This window comes from Micromonospora sp. NPDC048935 (assembly GCF_043197875.1).
Classification (GTDB): Bacteria; Actinomycetota; Actinomycetes; order Mycobacteriales; family Micromonosporaceae; genus Micromonospora.
Genome location: NZ_JBICTZ010000004.1, coordinates 483,769 through 506,972, shown reverse-complemented (window position 1 = coordinate 506,972; position 23,204 = coordinate 483,769). Strand labels below are relative to the sequence as shown.

The 23,204-nt window shown below is 71.3% G+C and carries 22 protein-coding genes, 1 tRNA gene and 1 pseudogene; 7 read left to right on the top strand and 17 right to left on the bottom strand.

The features are described from left to right. Positions 1-390: 390 nt before the first annotated feature. Complete coding sequence (locus ACGFIW_RS15615; RefSeq protein WP_393315233.1) at positions 391-1,581, bottom strand: epoxide hydrolase family protein; 1,191 nt, start codon at positions 1,579-1,581, stop codon at positions 391-393. A gap of 495 nt (positions 1,582-2,076) precedes the next feature. Here ACGFIW_RS15615 and ACGFIW_RS15610 point away from each other — a divergent pair, with 495 nt between their 5' ends. Then, complete coding sequence (locus ACGFIW_RS15610) at positions 2,077-2,430, top strand: hypothetical protein (RefSeq protein WP_393315230.1); 354 nt, start codon at positions 2,077-2,079, stop codon at positions 2,428-2,430. A 35-nt stretch (positions 2,431-2,465) separates the two neighbouring features. On the opposite strand, the gene ACGFIW_RS15605 is transcribed toward ACGFIW_RS15610, so the two are convergent. The 3 genes from ACGFIW_RS15605 to ACGFIW_RS15595 form a co-directional block, all read right to left on the bottom strand. Further along, positions 2,466-2,687, bottom strand: coding sequence for a hypothetical protein (locus ACGFIW_RS15605; protein ID WP_393315227.1), 222 nt, complete (start codon positions 2,685-2,687; stop codon positions 2,466-2,468). Positions 2,688-3,138: 451 nt separating this feature from the next. Continuing rightward, the gene (locus ACGFIW_RS15600) at positions 3,139-3,504 is read right to left on the bottom strand and encodes a hypothetical protein (protein ID WP_393315224.1); all 366 of its coding nucleotides are present in this window, start codon (positions 3,502-3,504) and stop codon (positions 3,139-3,141) included. 425 nt (positions 3,505-3,929) lie between these two features. Continuing rightward, a tRNA-Tyr gene (locus ACGFIW_RS15595) sits at positions 3,930-4,013 on the bottom strand. A 147-nt stretch (positions 4,014-4,160) separates the two neighbouring features. Here ACGFIW_RS15595 and ACGFIW_RS15590 point away from each other — a divergent pair. Further along, a complete protein-coding gene (locus ACGFIW_RS15590) occupies positions 4,161-4,655 on the top strand; it encodes a YajQ family cyclic di-GMP-binding protein (protein ID WP_393315221.1) in 495 nt (164 codons plus the stop codon). A 266-nt stretch (positions 4,656-4,921) separates the two neighbouring features. Here ACGFIW_RS15590 and ACGFIW_RS15585 read toward each other — a convergent pair whose 3' ends face one another. The 8 genes from ACGFIW_RS15585 to ACGFIW_RS15550 all read right to left on the bottom strand — a co-directional run bounded on the left by ACGFIW_RS15585 (position 4,922) and on the right by ACGFIW_RS15550 (position 13,868). Continuing rightward, the gene (locus ACGFIW_RS15585; RefSeq protein WP_393315218.1) at positions 4,922-6,181 is read right to left on the bottom strand and encodes an MFS transporter; all 1,260 of its coding nucleotides are present in this window, start codon (positions 6,179-6,181) and stop codon (positions 4,922-4,924) included. A gap of 130 nt (positions 6,182-6,311) precedes the next feature. Next, positions 6,312-7,187 (bottom strand): zinc metalloprotease HtpX, encoded by an 876-nt coding sequence (gene htpX, locus ACGFIW_RS15580; RefSeq protein WP_357079374.1) that lies wholly within the window; start codon positions 7,185-7,187, stop codon positions 6,312-6,314. A 112-nt stretch (positions 7,188-7,299) separates the two neighbouring features. Then, a complete protein-coding gene (locus ACGFIW_RS15575) occupies positions 7,300-8,787 on the bottom strand; it encodes an NADH-quinone oxidoreductase subunit N (protein WP_393315214.1) in 1,488 nt (495 codons plus the stop codon). Beyond that, entirely contained in the window at positions 8,784-10,292 is a 1,509-nt protein-coding gene (locus tag ACGFIW_RS15570) for a NuoM family protein (RefSeq protein WP_393315211.1), read from the bottom strand. The genes ACGFIW_RS15575 and ACGFIW_RS15570 overlap by 4 nt, the downstream gene beginning before the upstream one ends. 55 nt (positions 10,293-10,347) lie before the next feature. Continuing rightward, positions 10,348-12,279, bottom strand: a complete 1,932-nt coding sequence (locus ACGFIW_RS15565) for an NADH-quinone oxidoreductase subunit L (RefSeq protein WP_393315208.1) — start codon at positions 12,277-12,279, stop codon at positions 10,348-10,350. Continuing rightward, the gene (gene nuoK, locus ACGFIW_RS15560) at positions 12,276-12,638 is read right to left on the bottom strand and encodes an NADH-quinone oxidoreductase subunit NuoK (RefSeq protein WP_393315205.1); all 363 of its coding nucleotides are present in this window, start codon (positions 12,636-12,638) and stop codon (positions 12,276-12,278) included. Before nuoK ends, ACGFIW_RS15565 begins: the two co-directional genes overlap by 4 nt. Then, entirely contained in the window at positions 12,635-13,198 is a 564-nt protein-coding gene (locus ACGFIW_RS15555) for an NADH-quinone oxidoreductase subunit J (RefSeq protein ID WP_393315202.1), read from the bottom strand. Before ACGFIW_RS15555 ends, nuoK begins: the two co-directional genes overlap by 4 nt. Before the next feature lie 61 nt (positions 13,199-13,259). Further along, positions 13,260-13,868 (bottom strand): NuoI/complex I 23 kDa subunit family protein, encoded by a 609-nt coding sequence (locus ACGFIW_RS15550; protein WP_393315199.1) that lies wholly within the window; start codon positions 13,866-13,868, stop codon positions 13,260-13,262. Positions 13,869-13,964: 96 nt separating this feature from the next. Between ACGFIW_RS15550 and ACGFIW_RS15545 the strand changes: the two genes are divergently transcribed. Then, positions 13,965-14,102: a hypothetical protein gene (locus ACGFIW_RS15545; RefSeq protein WP_393315196.1), complete on the top strand. Its 138-nt coding sequence runs from the start codon at positions 13,965-13,967 to the stop codon at positions 14,100-14,102. Here ACGFIW_RS15545 and ACGFIW_RS15540 read toward each other — a convergent pair. Continuing rightward, positions 14,083-14,511, bottom strand: a complete 429-nt coding sequence (locus tag ACGFIW_RS15540; RefSeq protein ID WP_393315193.1) for an ester cyclase — start codon at positions 14,509-14,511, stop codon at positions 14,083-14,085. The genes ACGFIW_RS15545 and ACGFIW_RS15540 overlap by 20 nt on opposite strands. Positions 14,512-14,590: 79 nt before the next feature. Here ACGFIW_RS15540 and ACGFIW_RS15535 point away from each other — a divergent pair, with 79 nt between their 5' ends. Further along, on the top strand, positions 14,591-15,610 hold the full coding sequence (locus tag ACGFIW_RS15535) for a glutathione S-transferase family protein (protein ID WP_393315190.1): 1,020 nt from the start codon (positions 14,591-14,593) through the stop codon (positions 15,608-15,610). A gap of 136 nt (positions 15,611-15,746) precedes the next feature. On the opposite strand, the gene ACGFIW_RS15530 is transcribed toward ACGFIW_RS15535, so the two are convergent. Then, the gene (locus tag ACGFIW_RS15530; protein ID WP_357807644.1) at positions 15,747-16,709 is read right to left on the bottom strand and encodes a complex I subunit 1 family protein; all 963 of its coding nucleotides are present in this window, start codon (positions 16,707-16,709) and stop codon (positions 15,747-15,749) included. 311 nt (positions 16,710-17,020) lie between these two features. Continuing rightward, a pseudogene (locus ACGFIW_RS15525) lies at positions 17,021-17,617 on the bottom strand (NADH-quinone oxidoreductase subunit C); the annotation flags it as partial. Positions 17,618-17,832: 215 nt separating this feature from the next. On the opposite strand from ACGFIW_RS15525, the gene ACGFIW_RS15520 reads away from it, so the two are divergent. Then, positions 17,833-18,879, top strand: a complete 1,047-nt coding sequence (locus tag ACGFIW_RS15520; protein WP_393315187.1) for a glucose 1-dehydrogenase — start codon at positions 17,833-17,835, stop codon at positions 18,877-18,879. A gap of 16 nt (positions 18,880-18,895) precedes the next feature. Here ACGFIW_RS15520 and ACGFIW_RS15515 read toward each other — a convergent pair whose 3' ends face one another. Next, positions 18,896-20,212, bottom strand: a complete 1,317-nt coding sequence (locus ACGFIW_RS15515; RefSeq protein ID WP_393315184.1) for a DUF2252 domain-containing protein — start codon at positions 20,210-20,212, stop codon at positions 18,896-18,898. 324 nt (positions 20,213-20,536) lie between these two features. Next, positions 20,537-21,118, bottom strand: coding sequence for an NADH-quinone oxidoreductase subunit B family protein (locus tag ACGFIW_RS15510; protein WP_357559000.1), 582 nt, complete (start codon positions 21,116-21,118; stop codon positions 20,537-20,539). Positions 21,119-21,313: 195 nt separating this feature from the next. Between ACGFIW_RS15510 and ACGFIW_RS15505 the strand changes: the two genes are divergently transcribed. Then, positions 21,314-21,874 (top strand): RNA polymerase sigma factor, encoded by a 561-nt coding sequence (locus ACGFIW_RS15505; RefSeq protein ID WP_393315181.1) that lies wholly within the window; start codon positions 21,314-21,316, stop codon positions 21,872-21,874. After that, positions 21,867-23,075: a hypothetical protein gene (locus ACGFIW_RS15500; RefSeq protein ID WP_393315178.1), complete on the top strand. Its 1,209-nt coding sequence runs from the start codon at positions 21,867-21,869 to the stop codon at positions 23,073-23,075. Before ACGFIW_RS15505 ends, ACGFIW_RS15500 begins: the two co-directional genes overlap by 8 nt. Positions 23,076-23,204: the final 129 nt, after the last annotated feature.

The following is a 23,204-nucleotide window of genomic DNA, read 5'->3' as shown; positions in this document are numbered from 1 at the left end:
CGGGGATGGAGATTCCACGATGGTGCCACAGCGACGTCCGCCAGGAAAGTTCCCCGCCCGCGATCAGGCCAACCGACCCGCGAGCCAACCCGCTCGGCTGGGCAGGCACAACGTCCGGCCAGACCATCTGCTGATCAGCCCACGATGGCGTGCCCAAGAAACGACCTAGCAGAGGAAAGCACGCCTACTAGACGTAACAGTTGATTTGAACTGCGCCCCCTCCGTCCCGGGTACGCACACTACTCGCCGCTACCCCGCGGCAACAGGTCACTGTCTATCTGGTGACCGCCGGCAGGGGCCGGCGGGGCGCTGCTGCACGCCGGTCCGCGAGATGCCGAAAGTCCGGCCGGAGAGTCACCACCACACCGTCGACGCGGTGCCGACCCAGGGTTACCGCAGCGGCCGGAACACCGCCCGCACCTCCGCGGAGAACAACTCCGGCTCCTCCCACGCGGCGAAGTGGCCGCCGCGGTCGGCCTCGTTGAAGTACGCGAGGCCGGGGTAGACCATCTCGACCCAACTGCGCGGGGCGGCCCAGATCTCGCCGGGGAACGTCGTGAAGCCGACCGGAACCGAGACCGGCGGAGGAGTCTGGCCGGCCGCGGCGGCCGCGGCCAGGAACCGTTGGAACTCCCAGTACCACCGCGCGGACGAGGCGCCGGTGCCGGTCAGCCAGTACAACGTGACGTTGTCGACGATCGAGTCCCGGGTCAGCCCGCCCACGGGCTCGCCGTCGACGAGCGCCCGGGAGATCTTGTAGTAGCTGTCGGTGTCGTGGTCGAACATCCAGGCCGCCAGCCCGACGGGTGAGTCCAGTAGGGAGTAGCCGATCGTCTGTGGCCGGGTCGACTGCTCCAGGAAGTAGCCGAAGCCATCCATCGTGAACAGGTCGAGCGCGTCGTGCGCGGCGCGTTCCTGCGCGGAATCCGCCGGTAGCTGGTCCTTGATACCGATCGCACCGGCCAGCAGGTTGACGTGGATGCCGAGCAGCCCCTGGGGTGCCTGGCGGCCCATGGCGTCCGTGACGGCGGCACCCACGTCGCCTCCCTGGGCGACATAGCGCGGGTAGTCGAGGCGATGCATCAGCTCCACCCACGCTCGTGCGATCCGGCCGTTCTCCCAGCCGAGCTCGGCCGGTTCGCCCGAGAAGCCGTAGCCAGGCAGTGACGGCAGAACAAGATGGAAGGCGTCCTCGGCCCGTCCGCCGTGCGCGGTCGGGTCGGTGAGCGGGCCGATGACCCCGAGCAACTCCACCACCGAGCCGGGCCAGCCATGCGTCATGATCAGCGGCAGGGCGTCCTCGTGCCGCGACCGTACGTGGATGAAGTGGATCTCGACGCCGTCGATGTAGGTGGTGTACTGCGGCAGGGCGTTCAGCTTCGTCTCACAGGCGCGCCAGTCGTAATCCGTCGCCCAGTAGCGGGCCAACGCCTGGACCGTCGCCAGCTGCACACCCTGGGACCGATCATTGGCCAACTCCCGGGTCGGCCAGCGGGTGGCCGCGATCCGGCGACGCAGGTCGTCGATCGCCTCTTCGGGCGTGTCGAGCCGGAAGGGACGGATCTCGTTGTCGTTGGACATGTTCTCCACCTACCGGGTCGGGACGATGACTGCCGGAGCGCCGGAGGAACTGGCACGCACCCAGTCTCACAATGGCCCGACGGCGAGGGGACCGAAACGAGAATCCAGGTGGTACGGGAACGCCCATGCGCCGGTACCGGGTCGGGCCGGCAGCCAAGGTCTGGGCCTTGCACAGTCCCGAACGGGTTCTCCGAGACGGCGGGCTGCATCTCAAGGTCAAGGACACTCGCTGAGCTGGCGTCTCGTCACCGGAGCATGTCCAGCTCACCCGTCACTGGGTCCACTGCCAAACCGAGCTTGCGCCAGCCCCCGAGCCTCGGCGTCAGCCTGCGGTACAAAGTCGACGACAAGGTACGGCCTGTTACCCCTGAGCCCCCGCCGAGGGTGGTCGGAGCCGCCATCGTCCCACCCCACCGCGAGTCGAATGCGGTGGTCTCGGGCGCTGGCCCGCCGGTACCGTCCGGGCTCACCCAGAATCCGAGCGGCGAGGTCGACATGAACAGCGATGACGGTACGACGGTGCTGTGGCGCCCGACCGGGCCGGAAGAGCTGGCTCTCGTCCGCGAGTCCGGATGGCGGGTATGGCCGCCGCGACTGCCGGATCAGCCGATCTTCTACCCGGTCCTGAACGAGGACTACGCGGTCAAGATCGCCCGGGACTGGAACGTACCCGCGTCCGGCGTCGGCTACGTGACCCGCTTCCGGATGGAGTCAGAGTTCCTGAGCCGGTACCCCGTTCGCCAGGCAGGTGGAGAGACCATTCTGGAGCTGTGGGTGCCGGCCGAGGAGCTGGACGAATTCAACGCTCACATCGTTGGTCTGATCGAGGTCGTGCACGAGTTCCGGTAACCGCCGCCCGGCGGGGAGGGTGGCAACGCCCGCGGTCAGTCGCCGCAGCCGCCCATGTGCCGGTCGACGACCTCTCGCACCTGACGGCGGAGGTTCGTGCGGCTCATGTCGCCCATCCCCTCGGCCTCGAAGAACGCGACGGTGAAGGCATCGACGTCACCCGGAGGTGACTCGTCCAACTCCTCCGGCGGCAGGCAGAAACCCAGCTCGTACAGGAGTCGCCGAACATCTGAATCCTGGTCAATGCGTCGGCCCACCTGGTCACCGTGCCGATGAACCTCCGGGCTCAGCAACCCGGACAGAACGGCACTTGCATTTCCAGACCTCATCCGACGGCCTTGCCGATCTTGTCGTTCATGGTGTCGTCGCCGCCGTCGACGCAGTTGGCGTAGACGCGGAGTGGGACGGCAACGCCGTGGCCCAGGCGGCGGGAAGACCCGCGTGCAGTCGGGCAGACGAGGCATGACGACGCGCACGGAGCTTGTAGGCGAGATGTCTCACTCTCACCTGCCGCCCCCACGTGTCGCCCCCCACGCTGCTGCCGATTTCCTCTGTCTTGTATTAAGTGCGCCGCTGCGCGGCCAGCGCACGGGCGGTGGACCGCCCGGCGGCAAGCCGCCCCGGACCGCTACGCGGCCGGGACGGGAAGCCACCGAATACCGCCGGGCCAGCCGCCCCCGCGCCGAGGTGGGGCAGTCGATCCGCCGACTACGGGCGTGAAGCGTCTTCCCTGTCCTGACTGACCGCGAGGCAGGCGACGAGGCGGGAGGCGTCGGGTGCGAGGAAGAGTTGGTAAAGCCAGGCCGTCCCGGCGTCGCCGACCTGACCTATCAGCAACTCTCCCAGTTCTTCGGCCGAGACCAGCCGTTCCACAGCCTGGACGAATCCGAGCGTCCGGATGCCGCGCGTACGGGTGTGACGCTCTCGACGCCGGTAGGTGGTGACCAGGGCCCCAACCGGTATCTCCCCGTCGAAGACCTTGAAGTCGTAGCCCGCCCGCAGAGCCTCGCGACATGACTCGTAAACGCCGCCGGCTTCAGCGCCGAGAAGGACGATCAGGGTGTCTCGCTCCACCGGGCCATCCTGCCGGTCCGTTGACGTCCCATGCCCCTGAGGGGATCAGACTCCGAAGCCGCGAGCTCGACCACCGCAAAGCAGTACGAAAGCCGACGCCGCTGGCCGCCGTCGAGGTCTGGGCTTCCGACTGCCGCACCAGTCCAAGAAACGGAATTGGCTTGCCCCCGAGCGTCCCGCTGCCGGCCCGCACCGCCACGCCTATCTACCAAGACCGCCCCGCGCCGGTACGACGTCGAGAGGCGCCCAGGACCGATCTGCCCGAGTCCAGGAACCCGCGCTCGGCCGCTCGGCGTCGGCGCGGCGGGAGCAAAATCGACCTGCCCACAACCAGTCGTCAACGGCCGGACTCAGCCAGACTCGGCTAGATCAACGACAACGGCCCCCGATCAGCATCTCTGCTGGTCAGGGGCCGTGTCTGCACCTGGTGGCGGGTAGAGGATTCGAACCTCTGAAGCTTTCGCGACGGATTTACAGTCCGCTCCCATTGGCCGCTCGGGCAACCCGCCAGGGCACCCCACCGCGTCGCAACGCGGCGGCGGAAGCAAGGATAGCGGCTCCCCCCGGTGCCGGCGCAACCGGGTACGGTCAGGGGGTCGTGCCGCTGGTCGGCGGCCGACTGCAGGCCCAGACCGCCGGACAGCAGGAGCAGATACATGGCAGCGAACCCGTCGTTCGACATCGTGAGCAAGGTTGACCGTCAAGAGGTCGACAACGCCCTCCGGCAGGCGGTTAAGGAGCTCGCGACTCGGTTCGACTTCCGCGGCACCGGGGCGGAGATCTCCTGGTCCGGCGAGGAGGCGATCGGCCTTCAGGCGGAGACCGAGGAGCGTGTGCGTGCCGCACTTGACGTGTTCAAGGAGAAGCTCGTCAAGCGGAACATCTCGCTGAAGGCACTGGACGCCGGTGAGCCGCGCCCGTCCGGCAAGATTTTCAAGATCGACTGCAAGGTTGTCCAGGGCATCGAGGCGGACAAGGCCAAGGCCATCAGCAAGAAGATCCGCGACGAGGGCCCGAAGGGCGTGCAGGCGCAGATCCAGGGCGACCAGCTGCGGGTCACCGGCAAGAAGAGGGACGACCTCCAGGCGGTCATCTCGCTGCTCAAGGGCGAGGATTTCGGCGTCGCCCTGCAGTTCGACAACTACCGGTAGAGGCTGCTAGCCGCCGCGCACGGGTTGAGATCCACTCGGGTTTCTTGATGTCGGGGCATTTTCACGCCGGCGATAGCCCGACTTCAAGGAACCCGAGTGGATCAAGCCGACCGGGCCAAGCCCCACCGGAAGCCAGGCCCAATCGGAGGCCAGGCTCCACCGGAAGCCAGGCCCCACCGGAGGCCAAGCCCCACCGGAAGCCAGCCCAACCGGAGGCCAGCCCAACCGGAGGAGGCCGGGCCGACCGCGCAGGCCAGCCGGACAGGTCAGGCGGGGATGAGGTCTTCGGCGCGTACCGCTGTGGTTTCCGCACGGGCGATGGGCCCGGCGGGTAGGGCCGCGACCGCGGCCCCGACGGCGATCGCCGCCCCGGCGAACAGGAACGCCCACCGGACGCCGCCGGCGTGGTCCACGATCAGGCCGGCCACCGCGCCGCCTGCGGCGCTCGCCGCTACCGCGACGGTGACCACCCAGGTGTACGCCTCGTTCAGCATGCCGGTTGGGGCGATCCGGCCGACCAGGGTGTTCTCCAGGGTCAGCGCGGGCGCGATGGTGGCCCCACCGAAGACCAGGGCGACGCCCAGCGCCAGCGGGGTGGGCATCACCGCGAACACGGCGAAGGTGCCGGCCAACGCGCCGAGTAGGAGGGCGAACTGTCGGGTCATGTTCGTCGCCGGCCTGCGGACGCCGAACCAGAACCCGCCGATGGCGCTGCCGATCCCCCAGACTGCCAGGAGAAGGCCGGCCATGCTTTCCGGGTCTTCGGTGGTGTGGCCGCTCGCGAACGCCGGGACGGTCACCCCGGCGGCGCCGAAGGCGATGCCCAGGCCGGCCACGCAGACCAGCAGGGCCGGGAAGCCGGCGACCCGCAGTGGGCCGAGACCTCGGGCGTGGTGTTCGCGCGGGTGTGGACGCCAGCCCCGCATGACAAGGCCGAGGGCGACCGCGGTGGTGCCGACCAGGGTGACCACCGCCGCGCCGATCAGCGCGGCTGCCGCGTCGGCGACCAGGACGAACGCGGCGACGAGCAGTGGGCCGAGCACGAAGACGATTTCGAAGAGCGAGGTCTCGGCGGCGAGCGCGGTGTTGCGCAGTGCGTACCGGCCGGAGGCGGGGTCGGTCAGCTCGTTCCAGGCGCCACGGATGGCGGCAGTGAGAGGCGGGTACGTGGCGCCGGCCACGCCTGCGGTGAGGTAGATGACGGCGAGCGCGTCGTCACCTGAACGGCTGGCCAGCAGTAGGCCGATGAGCGCCAGCGGGTGGGCCACGGCGGTGACCAGCAGGACGGGGCTCGGGCCGACCCGGTCGGCGATCCGCCCGGCCACCGGGCTGAGGGCGGCACCGGCGACGGCGTAGATGCCGCCCGCGATGGCGGCCAGCGCGTAGCGCCCGGTCACCTGCTCGACCACCAGGAGCAGCGCCAGCGGGGTCATGCCGATGCCGAGCCGCCCGATGATGCCGGTGATCAGCAGCATGGGCGCGCCGGGGATCCGCCAGACACCCAGGTACTGACGCAGCGCGGTCACCGTGAACCTCCCGAAGGTGTAATGAGCGTGAGCCGTTATGACCCTAACGCCACCGCCGTGCCGGCAGACAACCGAAATACAGCGCTCCGCCCGTACCGTGCGGGTACGGGCGGAGCGGTGATTCAGCGGGTCAGCGCTGGAACTGCACAGGCCCCGAGTTGCGGGCCATCTGCTCCAGCCGGGCGACGCGGTCCTCCATCTTCGGGTGGGTGGAGAAGAGCGCGGCCATGCCGCCGCCCCGGAACGGGTTGGCGATCATGAGGTGGGCGGTGCTGGTGAGCTGGCCCTGAGCCGGAAGCGGCCGGCGGCTGGCCACCGCGTCGATCTTGCGCAGTGCGCTGGCCAGGGCCAGCGGGTCACGGCTCAACTCCGCGCCCGAGGCGTCCGCCTGGAACTCGCGGCTCCGGCTGATCGCCAACTGGATCACGGTCGCCGCGATCGGGCCGAGGATCAGGGTGAGCAGCAGCACGGCCGGGTTCGGCCGGTCCTCGTCGTCCCCACCGCCCAGCGGAATGAAGAAGGCGAGGTTCGCCAGCAGGGTGATGATGCTGGCCAGGCCGGCCGCCACGCTGGAGATCAGGATGTCCCGGTTGTAGACGTGCGACAGCTCGTGCCCGATGACGCCGCGCAGCTCGCGGTAGTCGAGGATCTCGGTGATGCCCTGGGTGACGCAGACCGCCGCGTGCTGCGGGTTACGACCCGTGGCGAACGCGTTGGGCTGCGCGGTCGGACTCACGTAGAGCCTCGGCATCGGCTGCCGGGCGTCGGTCGCCAACTCCCGCACCATCCGGTACAGCTCGGGGAACTGTGCCTCGGTGACCGGTTGCGCACCCATTGAGCGCAGTGCGAGCTTGTCGGAGTAGAAGTAGGTGACGCCGTTCATGACGAGCGAGATGAGGACGGCGATGACCAGGCCGCCACTGCCACCGAACCCGTAGCCCACCGCGAGGATCAGCGCGGAGAGCAGGCCGAGCAGTGCGGCGGTCTTCAGACGGTTGTGGTGCACGATCTCTCCTTCGGTGCACGGATCGCCGGGATCCGCTGACCGGTGCAACAACCCGGTACCCGCCAACCATCCGTCTCAACGCTGAGAGTTCACTGAGACTGGAACTCGCAGGTCAGCGCCCGGCCAGGTCGAGCACCAACTGCGGGGCGAGGCCGAGGACCACGGCGGCCACCGTCGCCACCGCCAGCACCACGGCCACCACACCCACCAGGGGTACGGCAGCCGCACCGTCACGGTTCGGGGCGGCGAGGGGCGTCGGCGCCCACAGCGCGGCGGTCACCCGCAGGTAGTACGCCAGCCCGATCACCGCGTTCAGCGCCACCACCAGGGCCAGCCAGGCCGCCCCGCCGTCCAGCAACGCCCGCACCACTGTCACCTTGGCGAACAGGCCGGCCAGCCCCGGCGGCAGGCCGGCCAGGCCCACCAACGCGAGACCGAGCGCCGCACCCCGCCACGGGTGCCGGCGGGCCGCCCCGCGCAGGTCGTCAAGCGTGCCGCCGTCGGCACCGGCCGGGCGCAGCGCGGTCACCCCGGCGAACGCGGCCAACTCCAACACCACGAAGAAGACGGCGTACGCCACGGCGGCGGCGTACGCGGCGGAGCGTGCCTCGTCGGTGCGGCCGGCGGCCAGCGCCAACGCGCCCAGCGGGGCGAGGATGTAGCCGGCCTGCGCCACGGACGACCAGGCCAGCAGCCGGACGGTCCGTCGCTGTCGCAGCGCGACCAGGTTGCCGACGGTCATGGTGAGCACCGCGAGCAGGGCGAGCACCGGGCCGGTCTGCTCGGCCGGCAGCGTCCGTTGCACCACGACGAGCAACGCGACCAGGCCACCCAACTTCGACGCCGTGGACAGGTACGCGGCCACCGGCAGCGGCGCCCCGTCGTAGGTGGCCGGCGCCCAGGCGTGGAACGGCACCGCCGCCACCTTGAAGGCCAGCCCGACGAGCAGCAGCGCGACCGCGGCAGTGGTCAGCGGAAGGTCGCGCAGCTCCGAGCGTTCGGCGAGCAGTGCGCCGAGCCGGTCCAGGTGCAGCCCGCCGGTCACCGCGTACAGCAGCGCCGCGCCGAGCAGCGTGATGGTGGTCGCGACCACACTGACCACGAAGAAGGTGAGTGCCGCCTCGGCACTGGCGAGGCTGCCCCGGCGTAGGCCGACAAGCACGTACAGCGGCAGGGTCAACGTCTCCAGGGCGACGATCAGCGTGATGAGGTCGCCGGCCGCGCCGAGCACCACGCCACCTGTCATCGAGCAGGCCAACAGGAAGCAGTACTCCCCCACCGGCGACCGCCCGGCCCGAAGCGCCGGCACGGACAGCCCGAGCACACCCAGGGTGAGCAGCGCCACCACCGCGCCGACGAGCGCGGCCCGGCCGCCGAAGATCCAGGAGCAGTCCGCGCCGACACAGAACGTCCGCCGCTCACCGGCCGCGCCGACCAGGACGGCACCGACGGCGGTGCCGAGCGCGCCCAGCGCCGCCACCGCGATGGTGGCCCGGGGCCGGGCCACCAGCAGGTCGGTGACGAGCACGAGTACGGCGGTGCCGGCGGCCAGGTAGGCCGGCAGCAGCGCGACGCTGTCCACGCTCTGCACGACGTTCATGGCTTGACCACCCCGATCAGGGCGTCGACGGGGGCCTCGGCGACGCCGAGGACCAGCGCCGGCGCCAGCCCGATGGCCAACGCGAGCAGCACCAACGGCACCCACGCGGTCAGCTCCGCACCGGCCAGGCCAGGGCCGACCCGACCGACGGCGGGACTCGGCCGTTGGTGGGTGACCTGGCGCAGAAGCCGCAGGAAGTACGCGGCGGTGAGCGCGCCGCCGACCGCCGCCAGCACCCCGAGGGTGGTCCAGAGCGGGCCGCCCACCTGCACGGCGGCGATCACCGCGAACGCCTCACCCCAGAAGCCGGCCAACCCGGGCAGACCTAGCGACGCGATCGCCGCGAACGCCAACAGGCCGGCCAACCGGGGCGCGGTCTCCCGCAGCCCGGACAGCTCGGCCAGCGTGCCCGTGCCGGTACGGTCCTTCACCGCCCCGGCCAGGAAGAACAGCAGAGCGGTGATCACCCCGTGCGCGATGTTGCCGATCAACGCCGCCTGGATGCCGACGGTGGTCAGCGTGGCGACGCCCAGCAACACGAAGCCCATGTGCCCCACGCTGGAGTACGCGATCAGCCGCTTCACGTCGCCCTGCGCCAGACAGACAAGCGCACCGACCAGGATCGCGGCGACGGCCAGCACACCGAGCACCGGCGCCGCCCACCGGGCACCCTCCGGCGCGACCCCCACCGCCACCCGGATCAGCCCGTACGTGCCCATCTTCAACAGCACCCCGGCCAGCACCACACTGCCCACCGTGGGAGCCTGGGTGTGCGCGTCGGGCAGCCAGGAGTGCAACGGCCACAGCGGGCTCTTCACCGCGAACGCCAGCGCCAGCAGGGTGAACGCCGCCAACTGGGTGCCCCTGGACATCCCCGCGCCGCCGGTCAACGCCACCACGTCGGCGGTGCCGGTGGCCGCGACCACCACGTACACGCCGACCAGCAGCAACACCGAGCCGAACAGGGTGTAGAGCGCGAACTTGCGGGCCGCCCGACGCCGGTCCGCGCCGCCCCAGCCGGCGATGATCGCGTACATCGGCAGCAGGACGACCTCGAAGAAGAGGAAGAACAGCACCAGGTCCAGGGCGAGGAAGGTGCCCAGGATGCCCACCTCGACCACCAACAGCAGCGCCACCAACGCCCGGCCGCTGCCGCCGTCGGGCACCCGCCACAGCGTGTACGCGCAACAGAGCAGCGTGAGCAGCGCGGTCAACACCACGAGCGGCCACGAGATGCCGTCAACACCGAGATGGAAGCGCAACTCCAGACCCGGCACCCAGGGCAGGTCCAGTTGGTGCCACGGACGCACCGCCGGCCCGTCCGCCGACCAGGCGAACCAGCCCCGCCCACCGAACACCAGCGGCACCGCCGCCAGCAGGGTCAGTGCCGCCGCCACGGTGCCGACCAGCCGGGCCGCCCGATCCCGGGGTGTCGCCACCACCGCGACCGCACCCAGCGCCGGCACCGCCAGCACGGCAACCAACAACACCTGCCCAACGCTCACCGGACCGCCCTCGATCGCGACTGCGGGGCTCGCAAACCCAGCTCACTCCACGCGCTCACCGGACCACCCCGATCACCGCGGCCGCCAGCCCGATCAGCAGGGCGCCGGCCAACACACCGGCGGCGGCCCGGGGCAGCGCCGCCCGGTGCAGCGCGGCCAGCCCCGCACCCAGACCGGTCGCGGCCCGCCCGCTGCCCTCGACGACACCGTCCACCACCACCTCGTCACCGGCGCGCACGACACGGGCGAGTGCACGGACGGGGCGTACCACAAGGGTGTGCTGGACGTCGTCGAGCCGGAACGCGCGGGCGAAGACCGGCCGCAGCGGACCCAGCGCTTCCGCCGGGTCGGCGGCCTGGTCCCGACGCCAGCCCAGCGTGACCAGCCCCGCGCCGACCAGCAGCAACGCGAGCGGCAGCAGCACACCCGGGCCCACGTGGACCAGGCCGTCCTCGGAACCGGCCACCGGCACCGTCGGGAACCGCAGGCGGTCGGCGAACGCCCCGACGAACCCGGCCAGACCGAGCAGCGCGGCCGGCACGGTCAGCAGCAGCACCGGCCAGCGCAGCACCGCGGGCGGGTCGTGCGGTCGGACCAGTGGCAGGCGTGGTGTGCCGAAGAAGGCGCGCAGGAGCAGCCGGCCCGCGTACCAGGCGGTGATCGCCACACCGAGCAGGCCGGCGACCCAGACGATCCAGCCCACCCACGACGGTGCCGGGCCGGTGCCCTCCAACGCGGCGGCCTCGGCCACCGTGAGGACGCCGTCCTTGCTCCAGAAGCCGGCGAGCGGTGGCACCCCGACCAGCGCGCCCAGGCCCACCACCGTGCACCAGAACGTCACGGGCATGCTGCGCCGCAGCCCGCCCATCTCCGACATCAGGGTGGTGCCCACGGCGTGGATCACCGCGCCGGCGGCGAGGAACAGCAACGCCTTGAACGCGGCGTGGGTGAGCAGGTGGAACAGCGCCGCCGAGGGCGAGCCGACCGCCAACGCGCCGGTCATGTAGCCCAGTTGGGACACCGTCGACCAGGCCAGCACCCGCTTGATGTCGTCCTGAGCGGTGGCGGCGAGCGCGCCGAGCAACAGCGTGATCGCGCCGAGCACCCCGAGCACGGTCAGCGTGACCGGCGCGGCCGTGAACAGCGGGTAGAGGCGGGCCACGGCGTACACCCCGGCGGCGACCATCGTCGCGGCGTGGATCAGCGCGGAGATCGGCGTCGGGCCGGCCATCGCGTCCGGCAGCCAGGTGTGCAGCGGGAACTGCGCGCTCTTACCGGCGACCCCGGCGAGCAACAGCAGGCCGGCGGCGGTCAACGTCGCGGTGGAGTGGTCGTGGGCGAGCACGTCTTCGATCCGGAAACTGCCCGTCGACACGCCCAGCAGCGCGATACCGAGCAGGAACCCGACGTCACCGACCCGGGTCACCAGGAACGCCTTCATCGCGGCGGCCGGCGCGCCGGGCAGTCGGCGGTCGTGGGCGATGAGCAGGTACGAGCAGAGGCCCATCACCTCCCAGCCGACCAACAGCATGAGCAGGTCACCGGAGACCACCACCAGCAGCATGGCGCCGGTGAAGAGGCTGATCTGCGCGGCGTACGGCGGATAGCGGTGGTCGACGTCGACATCGTCGTGCGGACCGCGCCGCAGGTAGCCGATCGAGTAGACCTGCACGGCCAGGGCGACAGCCGTGACCGCCACCGCGACAAGCGCGGTGGCACCGTCGAGCCGGACGCCGAGCGTCACCGCCAACCCGCCGACGTCGACCCAGGTGCGCGACGTCTCGGTCGGCCCGTCGACGGTGAGCAGCAGCGCGACGGCCAACGCCAGCGCGACGGCCGCACCGGTGACGCCGAGCGTCGTGGCGATCGTCCGGGCCCGGTCGCCGCCGGGCGCACTGGTGCGCCGAGGAGCCGGCGGCAGCAGCAGGCCGGTCAGGCCGGCGACAAGTGGTACGGCGGGCAGCAGCGCCCCGAGCAACCCGGTCACCGGCCAGCCTCCGTGTGGTGGACGGTCGGCTCTCGCCCGCCGACGGGGTGCGCCGCCTCGCTCAGCGGCACGTCGTCCACCGCCACGGTGGCCCGCAGCCGGTAGAGCTGGAGGACGATCGCCAGCCCCACCCCGATCTCGGCGGCGGCGAGGACGATCACGAACAGCGCGAAGACCTGCCCCGAGTGCGGCAGCACGGCGCGGGCGGTGGTGTCCGCGGTGACCAGGATCAGGTTTACCGCGTTGAGCATCAACTCGACGGACATCAGCACCAGCACCGCGTTGCGCCGCCGCAGCACGCCGTACACGCCGAGGCCGAACAGCAGCGCGGCGGTGACGTACGGGATGACCGGCCTCACCGGCGCCCCCCGGCGCTGATGTCGGCCCCGGGCCGATCGGTGGTGGGAGCCGCGCCGGGGCCAGCTCGGCCGATGTCCGGCCGGGACAGCACGATCGCGCCCACCAGGGCGGACAGCAGCAGCACCGAGAGCACCTCGAACGGCAGCACCCAGGACTGGAAGATCTGCTCACCCAGCCGCTCGGCGGTGCCCGCGGCCGGCAGCGTGACGGTGCCCCAGCGGTACGCGTCGACGAGCAGGACGGTCAGCCCCAGCCCGGCGCCGCCACCGATCAGGGCGGCCGGCCAGCCCGGCCGGTCCAGGTCGTCGGAGGCACCGATCGGGGCCCGGGTCAGCATCACCGCGAACAGCAGCAGGACCACCACCGCGCCCACGTAGATCAGCACCTGCACCCAGGCCACCAGCTCGGCACTGAGCACCAGGAAGTCACCGGCCAGCGCGCCCAGGCACACCACCAGGTAGAGACCCGCCCGGACCAGGTGTTTCGTGGTCACCACCAGCACGCCAGCACCGACCGCCACCGCGCCGAGGGCGAGCAGCAGCACGTCCGCGCCGGTCACCGGGCGGCCTCGCCGAACCGGGCGGCCTCTCCGGGCCGGGTCGTTTCTCCGGCTCGGGCGGTCACGACGTGGGGTCCTGGTCGGCGTCGGAGCGTACCGCCGGAGGAGCCGGACGCGCGGCGGCGGCCTTGCGGGCGGCGGCGGTCTCCTCCTTCGCCGGCTCCCCGTTCGGGTCGTGCGCGGGTGGCGCCGGGACGGTGGCCATCCACTGGCCGAGGTGGTCCTTGTCGTGCAGCAGGTCCTTGATGTCGTACTCGGCGTACTCGAACTCCGGGGACCAGTAGAGCGCGTCGAACGGGCAGACCTCGATGCAGATGCCGCAGTACATGCAGAGCGAGAAGTCGATGTCGAACTTGTCGAGCACGTTGCGCTGCCGGGGGCGGGCGGCGCCGGGCACCACCACCTCCTCCTTGTGCGAGTCGATGTAGATGCACCAGTCCGGACACTCCCGGGCACAGAGCATGCAGACCGTGCAGTTCTCCTCCGACAGCGCGATCACGCCACGCGAGCGGGGCGGCAGGTCGGGGGCCACGTCCGGGTACTGCTGGGTGGTGGAGCGGCTGGTCATCGTCTTGAGGGTGACCGCCAGCCCCTTCACCAGGCCCGCACCGGGCAGGCCCCCGCGTTCGCTGGCGCCGCCGTGCTCGCTGGGGTCGCTCATGTCGACCATCCTGCCCTGTGGCCCCGGCGCGCGCGACCACCACCCACAGGTCGACGGCGGTAGCGCGGTCGCGGGGAGAACGAACACGCTGGAAAGGACCCGTCGATGACCGCCGGGGTGCACGACGACGACGCGATGAAACAGGTCTACGTCGAGCAGGCCCGGACGACCGACGGCATCCTCGTGCCGGAGCCGTGGGAGATGGACATCCCGTCGGAGCGGTTCACCTTCCGGGCCCGCTGACAGCGGTCGGTGGGAGCATCTCGACGCCGAGTTGTTGCAGCAACTGGAACAGCTCGTTGCAGCTCCACACCTCGACGATCCGGCCCGCCGCGTCGAAACGCAGGAACGTCGCCCCGGAGTAGCTGACCACCTGCCCGGTCGGCGGCACCGCCCCGAACTGTCCGGCGTGTGTGCCGGCGGCCCGCCAGTGCACGGCCACCCGCTCGCCGGCCGCCACCACGTCCACGATCTTGTAACGCAGGTCCGGGAAGGCCGCCCGTCGCTCCCGGTGCCAGGCCAGCGTCGCCTCCGGGCCGGTGCCGCCCAGCCCCGGGCGCTCCTCGGCGATCAACTCGTACGCCGACTCCTCCCGGCGGGCGTTCCACACGTCGGCGACGAACCGCCGTGCCGCCGCCTCCACATCCGTCATCCCGGCAGGGTAACCGGCGTCGCTGAGCAGTAGATCCGCAAGGATGGGGTAGAGACACTGACGGGACCGGGAGGGTGACGTGGGCGAGGAAACAGGCGGGAAGTACGTCGAGCCGGGTGGCGAGTTCACCCGCGACCAGCGGTACATCGCCACCCGGATCACCAAGGACGGGCGCGACGGGTACCCGGTGGAGCCGGGCCGGTACCGGCTGGCGGTCAGTCGCGCCTGCCCGTGGGCCAACCGCCTGATCATCGTGCGCCGACTGCTCGGCCTGGAGGACGCCCTCTCGATGGCGGTGGCCGGCCCGACCCACGACGCCCGGAGCTGGACCTTCGACCTCGACCCGGGCGGGCGGGACCCGGTGCTCGGCATCGAGCGCATCCAGGAGGCGTACTTCAAGCGCTTCCCCGGCTACGAGCGCGGCATCACCGTCCCGGCGATCGTCGACGTGCCGACCGGGCAGGTGGTGACCAACGACTACGCGCAGATGAGTCTGGACCTGTCCACGCAGTGGGGGGCGTACCACCGCGACGGTGCCCCGCAGCTCTACCCCGAGCACCTGCGGGAGCAGATCGACGAGGTCAACGACGTGGTCTTCCGGGACGTCAACAACGGCGTCTACCGGTGCGGGTTCGCCGGCAGCCAGGAGGCGTACGACAAGGCGTACCACCGGCTCTTCGACCGGCTGGACTGGTTGACCGAGCGGCTGACCGACCAGCGTTACCTGGTCGGTGACACCATCACCGAGGCCGACGTGCGGCTGTTCACCACGCTGGTCCGCTTCGACCCGGTCTATCACGGCCACTTCAAGTGCAACCGGCAGAAGTTGAGTGAGATGCCGGTGCTGTGGGCGTACGCCCGGGACCTGTTCCAGACCCCCGGCTTCGGCGACACCATCGACTTCGACCACATCAAGCGGCACTACTACGAGGTGCACCGCGACATCAACCCCACCGGGATCGTGCCGCTCGGCCCGGACCTGTCCAACTGGCTCACCCCGCACGGTCGGGAGGCCCTGGGTGGCCGCCCCTTCGGCGACGGCACCCCACCCCCGCCGCCAGCCGAGCCCGTCGACCCCGCGCACACCCCGCTCCGCTAGGCAGGCCCCGCACGCGGTTCCTCCTCGCGCCCCTCCAACTCCCGCCGATCTTGCACTTTCTGTCGCCCAAATGCCCCATTCACCCATATTCGTCGGGGCAGAAAGTGCAAGATCGCCGCGAGAGGGGGGTGGGGGGTTATAGGGCTACTCGGACCGCTGCCGTCAGGACCAACTGGGCCAGGGAGGCGGGCACCAGCACCAGCCAGCAGAGGCGTTGGAGCTGGTCCTCGCGGAGCCGGGGGTAGGACACCCGCAGCCAGATGATCACGAAGGACACCGCGAAGATCTTGAGCAGCGTCCAGAGCCAGCCCAACTGGTCGTCGGCGAACGGGCCCTGCCACCCACCGAGGAACAGCACAGTGGTCAGCGCGGCGATCACCACGATGCCGACGTACTCGGCGAGCAGGAAGAACGCGAAACGCAGACCGGTGTATTCGGTCATGTAGCCGAAGACCAACTCCGAGTCGGCCACCGGCATGTCGAACGGTGGCCGGCGGATCTCGGCCAGCCCGGCGACGAAGAAGACGATCATCGCGGGTGCCTGCCAGAGCAGCCACCACGGCTGCCACGCCTCCACGATGCCGGAGAGGCTGAGTGTGCCCGCCGCCATCGCCACCGACGCGGCGGCCAGCACCAGCGGCAGCTCGTAACCGAGCAACTGGGCGGCCCCCCGCAGCCCTCCGAGCAGGCTGTACTTGTTGGCCGACGCCCACGCCGACATGAGCACCGCCACCACACCGACACCGACCACGGCCAGCACGAAGAACAGGCCGATGTCCAACGGTTGCCCGACCAGGTCGTTCGGGCCGAGCGGGATGACCAGCAGCACCAGCAGGTAGGGCACCAGGGCCACCGCCGGGGCCAGCCGGAACACCGCCCGGTCGGCCTCGCGCGGGGTCACGTCCTCCTTCTGCACGAACTTGACCCCGTCCGCGACCAACTGGGCCCAGCCGTGGAAACCGCCCGCGTACATCGGACCGAGCCGGCCCTGCATGTGCGCCATCACCTTGTGCTCGGCCTGGCCGACAAGCAACGGCAGGGTGAGGAACGCGACAAGCACGCCACCCACCCGCAGCACCAGCTCCACCCAGAGCGGCATCAGGTCGTACCCCCGTCGTGCTCGCTCCGACCAGCGCGGCCCGGCGGGCCCGCGATCGGCTCGCCACCCGAAACGGCCGGGCCGCCGCCAGTCGTACCCGACGCGGCCGCACCGGGCGCAGACTCGGTCGGACCGGCGTCGGGTGTGGGCTCGGCCGGACCGGCGCCGGGTGTGGGCTGGTCGGCGGGAGCCGGGCCGTCGGCGGTGCCGGCCGACCGGGGAGTACGCGCCGGACGGGCCCCCGGGGCAGGCCGCGCCGGACGTTCACCGGCCGGTCGGGCCGGGGTGCCGCCGCGCGGGCCCTCCCCCACGCCGCCGGCGCCGGCCGGGGTGGGCGTGGTCCCCCACTCGCCGGGAGCGGGAACGCCCGGTGGGCGGATCGGCCGGCGTCCACCACCGGCCTCGGACTCGCCCGGCTCCTTCGCACCCGGCCAGGGCTTCGCCACCCGGGAGGCGAGCACGAACTCCTTGCGCAGCGGGTGGCCCTCGAACTCCGGTGGCAGCAACAGCGGCAGCAACTCCCCGTGGCCGGCGAAGTCGATGCCGAACATCTCGTGTGTCTCCCGCTCGTGCCAGGCGGCACCCGGGTAGACGTCGGTCACCGAGGCGACAGTGGGCGCGCCGCGCGACAGCCTGGTCCGCAGCAGCACCCCGTGCCGCAGTCGCGTCGACCAGAGGTGCGCCACCACGTCGAAACCGTCGGTCAACTCGTCGACCGCGGAGAGCCAGTCGAAGAAGTCGCAGGCCAGCTCGGTGTCGTCGCGGGCGGCGCGAACGGCGGTCAGCCAGCTCTCCGGCGGCACATCGACTGTGGCGCGGGCGAACCGTTGCCCGCCGGAGACCGACGGGGTCACCGCGACCGGCGCGAGCAGCGCGACCAGCCGAGCGCCGACCTCTTCGGGAGTCATGCCGCTGATCTTAGGGCCTGTTCCAGAGGAACTGGCCGGCCTGCGGCGGGCCCGGACGACGACCGGCGGCGTTGCGGTTTGCCGGATCACCGCCCGGCTCGACCGCCCTGATGAAACAAGCCCAGTGCCGGCCGGGCCCCCGCCCGGCCGCCGAGCCGCCAGATGATCTGCCGGCTTTGGGCGCGGCGCGGCCCCTGGGGAGGAAAGATGAGGGCGTGCGCGCTGTGACTGTGAAACCCGGGGTCGCCAACTCGCTGAGCCTCGTCGAGGATCGGCCGGAGCCGCCCGCCGAGGAGGGCTCGGTCCTGGTCGAGGCGCTGGCCGTCGGCATCTGCGGCACGGACCACGAGATCATCGCCGGGGAGTACGGCGAGGCGCCGCCGGGTGCGGACCGCCTGGTCATCGGGCACGAGTCGCTGGGTCGGGTGATCGAGGACGCCAGCGGCACCCTGCAACCCGGCGACCTGGTGGCCGGGATCGTCCGGCATCCCGACCCGGTCCCCTGCTCGAACTGCGCGGTCGGCGAGTGGGACATGTGCCGCAACGGTCGGTACACCGAACACGGCATCAAGGGGCTGCCCGGGTTCGCCCGGGACCGCTGGCGGATCGAGCCGCAGTTCGCGGTCAAGCTCGACCCGGCGCTGGCCCAGGTCGGCGTGCTGCTGGAGCCGACGAGCGTGGTCGCGAAGGCCTGGGACCACATCGAGCGGATCGGGCACCGGGCCGAGTGGCAGCCGCAGACCGTCCTGGTGACCGGGGCCGGGCCGATCGGTCTGCTGGCCGCGTTGCTCGGCACCCAGCGCGGGCTCACCGTGCACGTGCTGGACCGGGCCACCGACGGGCCGAAGCCGGAGCTGGTCGCCGGGCTCGGCGCCACCTACCACGCGGTGCCGGTCAACGACCTGCCGTTCGAGCCGGACGTGGTGATCGAGTGCACCGGCGCGCCCACCGTGGTCCTCGACGTCATGTGTAAGGCGGCCCCGACCGGGATCGTCTGCCTGGCCGGGGTGTCCAGCGGTGGTCGGAGCATCGACTTCGACGCTGGTGCGCTCAACCGGGCGTTGGTGTTGGAGAACAACGTGGTGTTCGGCTCGGTGAACGCCAACCGGCGGCACTGGGACATGGCCGCGCAGGCGCTCGCCCGCGCGGACCAGGTCTGGCTCGAATCGCTGATCACCCGTCGGGTGCCGGTGAACCGGTACGCCGACGCGTACACCCCCGGGCCGGACGACATCAAGGTGGTGCTGGAGTTCGCGTCCTGAGCGACGCCGCGCCCGATCAGATGCCGGGCAGCCGGCCGTTGCGGAACAGGTCGACGAAGAGCTGGTGGTCCTGCCGGGCGCGCACCCCGTACGCGTGCGCGAAGTCCACCAGGTGGGTGACGAAGCCCGGCTCGTCGTCGTGCACCGCGGCCACGATCGCCTCCTCGGTGGAGTAGTCCACCAGGTCGTGACTGGACTCGTCGTCGGCGACCGAGTGCATCCGGGCCACCGCCCGGCCCAGGTCGACGAGCACTCCGGACAACTCCTCCGGCTCGTTCACGTCCGACCAGTCCAGGTCCGCCGCGTACGGGGAGACCTCGGCGACGAGCTGACCGGCCCCGTCCAGCTCGGTGAAGCCCAGCCACGGGTCGGCGTGCGCCTGCAACGCCCGCTGCGACTCGGCGGTCCGGTGTCCCTGGTGCTGGAAGTAACCGCGGACCGACTCGTCTGTGACGTACCGCGCCACGGCCGGCACCTGCGCCTGCTTCATGTAGATGACGACGTCGTTCTCCAGGGCCTGGGTGTGCCCCTCCAGCAGCAGGTTGTACGACGGCAGCCCGGCCGAGCCGATGCCCACACCCTTGCGCAGCACCACGTCCTTGATCCGCGCCGCCACCGGCCGGAGCTGCGTCGAGGCGGTCGGCAGGGTGCCCAGGTAGTCCTGGAAGGCGGCGCGGACCCTGTCCCGGGTGGTGTCGTCGATCTCGAAGACCCCGTCACCGATGGAGAAGCGCCGCTCGTAGTTGTCGATGGTGGTCTGCGCGGCCAGCAGGTCGACGCGGGTGTTGAGCCGGGCCTGCTGGAGCACCCGTCGCAGTACGCCGTCGGCGTTCTCCAGGGTGATCGAGCCGATCGCGTCGTCGCCGCCGGCGGCGATGGCCCGCAGCTCGGTCAGGTACGACCGGGCGAAGCCGGCGACCAGGTCCCCGATCGCCGTGTCGGACAGGGCCTTGCCGTAGCCGAGCAACGCCACGCTTGCCGCGAGCCGGCGCAGGTCCCAGGTGAACGGCCCGACGTACGCCTCGTCGAAGTCGTTGACGTTGAACACGAGTTGCCCGGACGCGTTCATGTAGGTGCCGAAGTTCTCCGCGTGCAGGTCCCCGTGGATCCACACCCGGCTGGTCCGCTCGTCGAGGAACCGGTCGTCGGCGAAGTCGCCGAGTTGGTCGGCGTAGAACAGGGCGGCGCTACCCCGGTAGAAGGCGAACGGCGAGGCGGCCATCTTGCGGAACTTACGGCGGAAGGCGGCCGGGTCGATCGCCATGGACGCACCGAACTCCTCGGTGAGCACGTCGACGATGTGGGCGGACCGCTGATCCACTGAGCTGCTCATGATGGGCAGGCTAGCCCTGCCCGGCCACCCCGTACGTCGGACGACCGCTCTGCCCCCGCGGCCGACGGGTCGACCCGGGCGACGAGGGGGCATCGCATCGCCGATTCTTGGTCAACGCGAATTGACGGTCGGGCACGGGCAACCAAACCGTGGGTTCGCCGACGTCTATGGGGTAGCGGGTGCGTTCGGCTCCGATTGCCCTCACGGGAGGACCAGATTGTCATGCTCGAGAAGACGGGCCGACCGGCACGAGACGCCGGACGCCGAGCGACAACACCGCGGCCGACCTCCGACCGGCTTCTCCCGGGTGGCGGCAGGCCGCCGTCAGGTCGCGGTCGGTGGGCGTACCGGTGGGGCGGTGAGGGAGTCGACCGAACGCGGGGCGGCGGCCTCGCGGGGCGGGGCGTCCAGCGGGGCGGCCAGCAGATCCCGCTGCGGCACACCGCCCAGGCCGGACTGCTCGGCGGCGATCTTCTCCTGGAGGCGCAGGATGCCGTGCAGCAGAGCCTCCGGCCGGGGTGGGCAGCCGGGCACGTAGACGTCGACCGGGATGAGCTGGTCGACGCCCTTGGTCACCGAGTACGAGTCCCAGTAGGGGCCGCCGCAGTTGGAGCAGGCTCCGAACGAGATGACGTACTTCGGCTCGGGCATCTGGTCGTAGAGCCGCTTGATCGCCGGAGCCATCTTGTCGGTCACCGTGCCGGACACCACCATCAGGTCGGCCTGGCGGGGGCCGTGGGCGAACGGGATCACACCGAGCCGGATGAAGTCGTGCCGACCCATGCTGGTGGCGATGAACTCGATCGCGCAGCAGGCCAGACCGAAGTTGAACACCCAGAGCGAGTAGCGGCGGCCCCAGTTCAGCACGAACCGGATCGGCTCACCGAGCACTCCCGGTAGCTGCACGAGCGCCCCCTCTCCTCATCGACAGTGAATCACAGGCGACGTCCTCGCGGTCCGGCGGTGACCAGCCCGAGCGCGCGGCCCGCTGTCCCGGACCAGACACGAATCGACGCCAACCGACGTGCAACCCGCCGTCACACCCGCAGGTGTGACTGGTGCCGGCGAACGCACCGCTGGTGGCCACCACGGGGAGGACGAGTGCTTGTGACGAGAGACGTGCGGGTGGGTGGACGCCCACCAGACCCAGCGGGAAGCACAACCTCCACGCCGGCAGAGCTGGTCTTCGACGACTTCTACCACGCCCACTTCCGGGGACTCGTGGTGCAGCTGACCGCGTACACGGGTGACCGTGGGCAGGCGCAGGACCTGGTGCAGGAGGCGTTCTGCCGGGCGTACGCTCGCTGGGACCGGATCGTCGGATACGAGGACCCCCTGGCCTGGGTTCGCAAGGTCGCCTGGAATCTCGGCCACAACCGCTGGCGGCGGCTGCGCACCGCCCAGACGTGGCTGCTGCGGCAGCGGGAGGCCCACGTCCCGGAGCCCAGCCCCGACCGGGTGGCCCTCGAATCCGCGCTGGCGACGTTGCCGCCGAAGCAGCGGCGGGCCGTCGTCCTGCACTACCTCGCCGACCTCACGGTCGCGGAGATCGCCGCCCAGGAACAGGTCGCCGAGGGGACGGTCAAGTCCTGGCTGCACCGGGGCCGGACCGCACTCGCCACCCAGCTACGCGACACCAACGAGGAGGTGCGGGATGTCTGAGCAGGAGACCTTTGGCCTGGCCGAGGAATTCACCCGCTACCGCCGTACCGTGTTGGAGGAGGTCGAGGTGCCCGGGCCCGCCGCCGTCCGGCGGACGGTGCGGGTCCGCGGCCGCCGCCGGTTGGCGGCCACCACCGGGACGGTGCTCGCGCTGTTCGGCGGGTCGGCCCTCGGGTACGCGGCGATGAACGGGCCCGACCACCGGCCGGGTCCGGTCGATCCGACGCCGAGCAGCTCGCCGGCACCCACACCGAGTGGCCCGCAGAGCCCGACCCCCAGCCCTTCCACGTCAAGCGGCAGCCCCACCCCCGGCGTGCCCGACGGTCGATTCAGCAGGTCCCAGTTGCTCGCCGCGTCGGTGACCCTTCCCGCGTGGCGGGCCGGGCGCGGCTGCCCGACGTCCGGGGTACGGATCTCGGGCGAGAATCGCGAGGGCGTCAACTGGCTCGTGGCACTCGACCACGGCGACGTCGACGGGGACGGGGCGGTGGAGACGGTGGCGCTCGTGCAGTGCGCGCTCGGCACCGGTGGCCCGATGCAGGTGGTCGCCTTCGACCGGGACGAAGCGGGAAAGGTCGCGACGCTCGGCCGCGTGGTCGCGACCACCATCGACAAGCCGCAGTGGCTGTTCGCACTCGACGTCGTGGACGACGGCACGGTGCGGGTGCAGGTCGGTGACATCGCTCCCGGTGGTGGCTGGGCCGCCAAGTGGTCAGAACGGCAGTGGCGCGGCTACCGCTGGAAGGACGGTGCCTTCACCCAGGTCTCCGGGCCGACGAGCTTCGGTCCGAACCCGAATCTGGCGGATGTCGCGGTCACCACCGGCGACCTCGTGCTGAGAACCGCGGACGACGGCTCCCGGACGGGTACGGCCACGGTGCGGATCCGCAACCGGGGCACGGGGCCGGTCGCGCGGGTGGCGCTGCGGTTGGGCGTGCCCGCGGTGGTGCGCGCGGACGTCGACGGGTGGGAAAGGTGCTCGGGCGTCCCAGAGACCATCGACCCGATCGTCTGCGGTCTGGGTCAGCTCGCCGTCGGGGCGGAGATACGGCTGGACCTGGACTTCCATGTGTTCAAAGGGGACACGCTGGGCACGGACAAGGCGGACGTGGAGGTCCAGCCGTTGGACGGTGAGGGTGACGTCCTGCCGGACGTCAGCAGAGCCGACAACCTGGTGCAGATGAAGATGATCTACGGCTGACGGTCGCCGGCCGCGGGGGGGGGCGCCCCGGGGGGGGCCCCCCCCCCGCCCCCGCGCCCCCCGGGGGGGGGGGCCCCCCCCCCCCCCAAACCCCCCCCCCCCCCCCCCCCCCCCCCCCCCCCCCGGGGC

What these genes read in the sequence shown, in the direction of transcription:
- ACGFIW_RS15615 (WP_393315233.1), bottom strand. Translation starts at nt 1,581, where the DNA reads ATGTCCAACGACAACGAGATCCGTCCCTTCCGGCTCGACACGCCCGAA.
- ACGFIW_RS15610 (WP_393315230.1), top strand. Translation starts at nt 2,077, where the DNA reads ATGAACAGCGATGACGGTACGACGGTGCTGTGGCGCCCGACCGGGCCG.
- ACGFIW_RS15590 (WP_393315221.1), top strand. Translation starts at nt 4,161, where the DNA reads ATGGCAGCGAACCCGTCGTTCGACATCGTGAGCAAGGTTGACCGTCAA.
- ACGFIW_RS15575 (WP_393315214.1), bottom strand. Translation starts at nt 8,787, where the DNA reads ATGAACGTCGTGCAGAGCGTGGACAGCGTCGCGCTGCTGCCGGCCTAC.
- ACGFIW_RS15550 (WP_393315199.1), bottom strand. Translation starts at nt 13,868, where the DNA reads ATGGTCGACATGAGCGACCCCAGCGAGCACGGCGGCGCCAGCGAACGC.
- ACGFIW_RS15545 (WP_393315196.1), top strand. Translation starts at nt 13,965, where the DNA reads ATGACCGCCGGGGTGCACGACGACGACGCGATGAAACAGGTCTACGTC.
- ACGFIW_RS15540 (WP_393315193.1), bottom strand. Translation starts at nt 14,511, where the DNA reads ATGACGGATGTGGAGGCGGCGGCACGGCGGTTCGTCGCCGACGTGTGG.
- ACGFIW_RS15530 (WP_357807644.1), bottom strand. Translation starts at nt 16,709, where the DNA reads ATGCCGCTCTGGGTGGAGCTGGTGCTGCGGGTGGGTGGCGTGCTTGTC.
- ACGFIW_RS15515 (WP_393315184.1), bottom strand. Translation starts at nt 20,212, where the DNA reads ATGAGCAGCTCAGTGGATCAGCGGTCCGCCCACATCGTCGACGTGCTC.
- ACGFIW_RS15500 (WP_393315178.1), top strand. Translation starts at nt 21,867, where the DNA reads ATGTCTGAGCAGGAGACCTTTGGCCTGGCCGAGGAATTCACCCGCTAC.